Source organism: Planctomycetia bacterium (genome assembly GCA_034440135.1).
In the GTDB taxonomy this organism is placed as follows: domain Bacteria; phylum Planctomycetota; class Planctomycetia; order Pirellulales; family JALHLM01; genus JALHLM01.
Genome location: JAWXBP010000451.1, coordinates 1 through 5009, shown reverse-complemented (window position 1 = coordinate 5009; position 5009 = coordinate 1). Strand labels below are relative to the sequence as shown.

Genomic DNA, 5009 nt, shown 5'->3' with positions numbered 1-5009 from the left:
GAGCGATCATGTACCAGGTTTGCGACGAGTTTGGGCTCGTGACCGGCGCAGGTTCCAGCAGTTGCACTTGTTCGCCGCGCGAGAGTCGTACCTGCACGACGTCGCGATCGGGCGATTCCAAACTGCCGACGCGGGCGCCGACGTGATCTTCGAGCACTTCGGCGAGTCCGTCCGCCGTTTGCTTCAAATAGCGCGAGCCCACCAGGCTGAAACTTCCGTCCGGCGGCCGGATGGCCAGCCAGCCTCCTTGGTCGTGGCGATAGACCTCGACTTCGGCGCCGCGATGCAGGCGGCCGGTCTCGTAATAATTGCGGCCGGGGCCGCTATGGACCGGCGCCCCGTCCTCCAACACCGTCACGGCGTAGGGAGACAACTCGTCGCCACGGACCGGGCCGGCCCAAGCAAGGGCGAAACCAAGGCAGATCAATAAAGCACTTCGCATACGTCCACTCCGGCTTCGCGCGGACCTCGGGCGAAGCGATTGAAGAAAATCTGGCGGCTTATAGCGGAAAGGGCCGCCTGGGTTCAAGAGCAAGCCACTCGGTCGCCGGGTCGAAAGGTCGAAAATGCCAGCCTAGATAACGCACTCGACTTGCTCTACCATGGGCGTCGCGGCTCACATCCAACACCTCTGGCGATTCGATTGCGTGCCATGAAAGACATTGTGGCGTTGGTCTTAGGCGGCGGGCGCGGAACCCGGCTGTATCCGCTCACCAAGTACCGCTCGAAGCCGGCGGTTCCGCTGGCCGGCAAGTACCGGTTGATCGACATCCCGCTGTCGAACTGCCTGAATTCCGGCGTCAATCGCATCTATGTGATGACGCAGTTCAATTCGGTCAGTTTGCATCGCCACATCCGCCGGACCTACACGTTCGACGCCTTCGGCGGCGGCTTCGTGGAGATTTTGGCCGCGCAGCAAACCAACGAAGCTTCCGACTGGTATCAAGGCACCGCCGACGCCGTGCGCCAGCACTTGCGTTACCTGCAGCAGCCGGGCATCGAGTACGTGTTGATCCTCTCCGGCGACCAACTCTACCGGATGAACTACGCCGACATGCTGGCCACGCACCAGCGCAGCAATGCGGAAGTGACCATCGCCGCGCTGCCGGTCGACGAAGAGAAGGCCGCGGGGTTCGGGATCATGCGCCTGGACGATTCCGGACGAGTCGTCGGCTTCCTGGAAAAGCCCACCACGAAGCAAGAGCTTGAAATCGTGCGGACTGATCCGGCCTGGATCGACGCGCGCGGCATTCCCAGCCGCGGGCGCTCCTGCCTGGCGAGCATGGGCATTTACTTGTTCAATCGCAAAGTGCTGGTCGACGTGTTGGAGAAGACCGACTATCGCGACTTCGGCCGCGAGGTCTTCCCGGCCTCGATCCGCAGCCGGCGCGTGCAGGTACATATGTTCGATGGCTACTGGGAAGATATTGGCACGACGAAGTCCTTCTACGAGGCGAACCTCGACCTCGCGAAGCTGCATCCGCCGTTCGATCTCTCCAGCGCCGATGCGCCGATCTACACGCGCGCCCGATTTCTGCCGCCGTCGTCGATCGACGGCGCGACGATCCGCAACAGCCTGGTCTCGGACGGTTGCCGGATCGAAAGCGGCGCGACGATCGAAAACAGCGTGATCGGCTTGCGCTGCCGCATCGGCAAGAATGTGACCATCCGCGATTCGGTCGTGATGGGGAGCGACTTCTACGAAGCCGCGGAAACCAACCGCAGCGGCGCGCCGCCGTTGGGCATCGGCGAAGGAACGCTCATCGCCGGCGCGATCGTTGACAAAAACTGCCGCATCGGTCGCAACGTCCGCATCGCCAACCACCGCGGCGTGCAGACCTGTGAAGAAGCGAATCACGTCTCCGTCTGCGACGGCATCGTCGTCGTCGGCAAAGAGGCGGTGCTACCGGACGGCTGGGTGCTGTAAGGATCAAGAGCGATCCCACTCGCGGCGTTGCGCTGCTTTACACCGCTCACTTGGTCTCGGGCAGCGTGACCTCGATCGGCTCCGAGTGCCACGGTTCGTTTTCGTCCGTGAAGCCCTCGAAGGTGACCCGCCAGACGCCGGGTTGGAGATCGCCAACCGGAAGCGTCAGTTCGCCGCGCTCGATCCAGGTGCTCACTTCCCGCATGGCTCGGTCCTTCGTCGTCTTGACGATCGGCGTGACCAGGGCGGAGATGGCGACATCGCCGCGTTCATCACGCTGTTCAAACTTGGCCACGGGCGGCAGCGTGCGCTGGGTGCGCGTGTAAATCAAATTCAATTGGAACAGCAGCTCAACTGCGCGAGCCTCCGCGACGCGCGCAATCACCACCATGCCGCGCGGATTGCCGCTAATCTGCTGCCAGGACCACTCGTCGCCCATGGCCCGCAAAGTCGTCGCTAATCGCTCGCGCACGTGGGCGTCCCGCTCTGTGGCGTACAACTCGGACAACGCCTGGACGGCGTGCTTTGTGTCCACGTGCTGCAAATTGCCGTCACTGGGGCCGCTCGCTCGCCACAAGCAATCCACGGCGGCGGCACGCATTTCGCGATCCTCGTGCGTCAGCAGCGGCGTTACGCGATCGATCATCTCCAACTGTTCCTGAGGCGTCATGCGGACCAGGCCTGGAAATTGCTCAGTTGGGCGACGAAAGCAGGAGTTGCTCAATGCTCGCAGCCCGACCAGCCGAAGCTTCGCATCGAGCTTTTCGTCGAACACTTATGATAGGACCAGCGATCTTCCTTCCGTCGAACAGAATGACGGGAAGTCGAACCAGGGACGCCCATTAAGTTCGAAATCCAATGTCAATGCGGCCCAACTGTCTTCGGGCCTGCAGCTCTCGTAGATCCACTCGAACAGCTTGTATTCGTACGTCGCCCAGCCCTTCGAACTGCCCTCAAAATGGCCGCCGCCGAACTCGGATCTATGCGCACGAATCCAATCCAGGAGCGCTTCATTGCGCTGGGCCGGGTCTGCTATGGCACGTAACTCGCGCACATGGTTCACCGCTGGCAGGTCGGCGCGCACTTTGGCCAGCATTCCATCCCAGGTCACATCCTTTCTCGGGAGCAAATACAGAGGGTCGTCGGAGAACTCCGGCTGCTGCGGTACGAGTGCCTCGCCTGACTTGGCTAGGGCGCGAACTTGCGCATAAACTTCGCCATTTCGCGCCGGTAGGCCTTCGAATGGCGGCTGGATAAACAGCAACGCCTTGTCGATCTCCGGTGGTGTCGCGTTTTCACGACTGAAGAACCTTGAAGTCCGTTCATCGAGCGCCAGTTTCGGCAGTCCCTCCTTGCTCAACTTCACTTCGCCGTCTACGGCGAAACTCGCTCCCTGGAGAACCTCCAGTACGCGATACTTCTGCGGCATCACATTGGGCTGTGTATCAAGCGGCTCCGCGATGACGATCGCGTCGGCCTCGATCGTCAATCGCCGGATGGACAACGTGGGGCGAATCTTGGCGTACGAAGTCGATTCGCCCAACGTAGCCAAGGCAAACGCAACCGCTAGATATGCGAATGGTTTCCGCGTCATCAGCGAGTTCTCCGATTGCACGGACTGCGACGACCGAACGGTGAGCGTCTTCAATTCTCACGCGCGTCTTCGTTCGGAGCAACAACTCAACGACTCGATCAGGCGTCACTTCCAAGTCATTACGTAATCAGGCCTTAGCACGATTCTCAAAAATTCCCATTTCGCCCCTAGGCGAACGCCTATTCCGTCGATAACATACCTCTCCCGCCACAAGACTGCCTGACTTCGGTCAGACCAGACGCATGGTGGGGAGGACGAAAAAGGCGAAATAAAATTCGCCGGCGACGTGTTGACACGACGCCTCATTCGCATAGAATGTGAGTCCCTCGCGGGGTTAGCCGCTAAGCCGGTTTGCTCCGCGAGTTTGCTTTTGATCTTTGACAATTTGGTAGAAGTTCCCTGTCGAATCAGCCGGCGTAAGACCGGAAACCGACCGAGGCGATCTCATGGCTTCACGACCATGGATTGCAAACCACTCGGTCAAACAAACCTGGTTGTTCAGCTAACTATCCGAAGCCGCAAGGCTTCGGTTAAGCAGCAAATAATTGAAGGGTTTGATCCTGGCTCAGAATGAACGTTGGCGGCGTGGATTAGGCATGCAAGTCGAGCGCGAACCTCGCAAGAGGTAAGAGCGGCGAAAGGGAGAGTAACGCGTGGGTATTTACCCTCGGGACTGGGATAGCTGCGGGAAACTGCAGGTAATACCAGATGATGTCCCCGGACCAAAGGTGTGATTCCGCCTGAGGATAAGCCCGCGTCCTATTAGCTTGTTGGTGGGGTAATGGCCTACCAAGGCAATGATGGGTACTGGGTGTGAGAGCACGACCCAGCTCACTGGGACTGAGACACTGCCCAGACACCTACGGGTGGCTGCAGTCGAGAATCTTCGGCAATGGGCGAAAGCCTGACCGAGCGACGCCGCGTGTGGGATGAAGGCCTTCGGGTTGTAAACCGCTGTCAGAGGGGAGGAATGGGCGGAGGGTAATCTCTTCGTTTTGACCTATCCTCAGAGGAAGTACGGGCTAAGTTCGTGCCAGCAGCCGCGGTAAGACGAACCGTACAAACGTTATTCGGAATCACTGGGCTTAAAGGGTGCGTAGGCGGCGCTGTAAGTTGGGTGTGAAATCCCTCGGCTCAACCGAGGAACTGCGCCCAAAACTACAGTGCTTGAGGGAGATAGAGGTGAGCGGAACTTAGGGTGGAGCGGTGAAATGCGTTGATATCCTAAGGAACGCCAGGGGCGAAAGCGGCTCACTGGGTCTCTTCTGACGCTGAGGCACGAAAGCTAGGGTAGCGAACGGGATTAGATACCCCGGTAGTCCTAGCCGTAAACGATGAGCACTAGATGGAAGGGTCCTCCATAACCTTTCCATCGAAGCGAAAGTAATTAGTGCTCCGCCTGGGGAGTATGGTCGCAAGGCTGAAACTCAAAGGAATTGACGGGGGCTCACACAAGCGGTGGAGGATGTGGCTTAATTCGAGGCTACG

4 protein-coding genes and 1 rRNA gene are annotated in these 5009 nt (G+C 59.5%); 2 read left to right on the top strand and 3 right to left on the bottom strand.

Annotated features, from left to right (window positions below; all coding sequences use genetic code 11):
• Positions 1 to 442 (bottom strand): hypothetical protein (locus SGJ19_26095; GenBank protein MDZ4783734.1); only part of this gene is annotated, 442 nt, incomplete at its 3' end.
• A 210-nt stretch (positions 443 to 652) separates the two neighbouring features.
• Between SGJ19_26095 and SGJ19_26090 the strand changes: the two genes are divergently transcribed.
• Positions 653 to 1927: a glucose-1-phosphate adenylyltransferase gene (locus tag SGJ19_26090; protein ID MDZ4783733.1), complete on the top strand. Its 1275-nt coding sequence runs from the start codon at positions 653 to 655 to the stop codon at positions 1925 to 1927.
• A 46-nt stretch (positions 1928 to 1973) separates the two neighbouring features.
• Here SGJ19_26090 and SGJ19_26085 read toward each other — a convergent pair whose 3' ends face one another.
• Both SGJ19_26085 and SGJ19_26080 read right to left on the bottom strand, forming a co-directional pair.
• Positions 1974 to 2597: a hypothetical protein gene (locus tag SGJ19_26085; protein MDZ4783732.1), complete on the bottom strand. Its 624-nt coding sequence runs from the start codon at positions 2595 to 2597 to the stop codon at positions 1974 to 1976.
• Positions 2598 to 2702: 105 nt separating this feature from the next.
• Positions 2703 to 3521: a hypothetical protein gene (locus SGJ19_26080; GenBank protein ID MDZ4783731.1), complete on the bottom strand. Its 819-nt coding sequence runs from the start codon at positions 3519 to 3521 to the stop codon at positions 2703 to 2705.
• Between the two features lie 542 nt (positions 3522 to 4063).
• Here SGJ19_26080 and SGJ19_26075 point away from each other — a divergent pair.
• A 16S ribosomal RNA gene (locus SGJ19_26075) occupies positions 4064 to 5009 on the top strand; the annotation flags it as partial.

Bases quoted from the DNA above. Each gene is read 5' to 3' on its own strand.
- SGJ19_26090 (MDZ4783733.1), top strand. From the start codon at position 653: ATGAAAGACATTGTGGCGTTGGTCTTAGGCGGCGGGCGCGGAACCCGG.
- SGJ19_26085 (MDZ4783732.1), bottom strand. From the start codon at position 2,597: ATGACGCCTCAGGAACAGTTGGAGATGATCGATCGCGTAACGCCGCTG.
- SGJ19_26080 (MDZ4783731.1), bottom strand. From the start codon at position 3,521: ATGACGCGGAAACCATTCGCATATCTAGCGGTTGCGTTTGCCTTGGCT.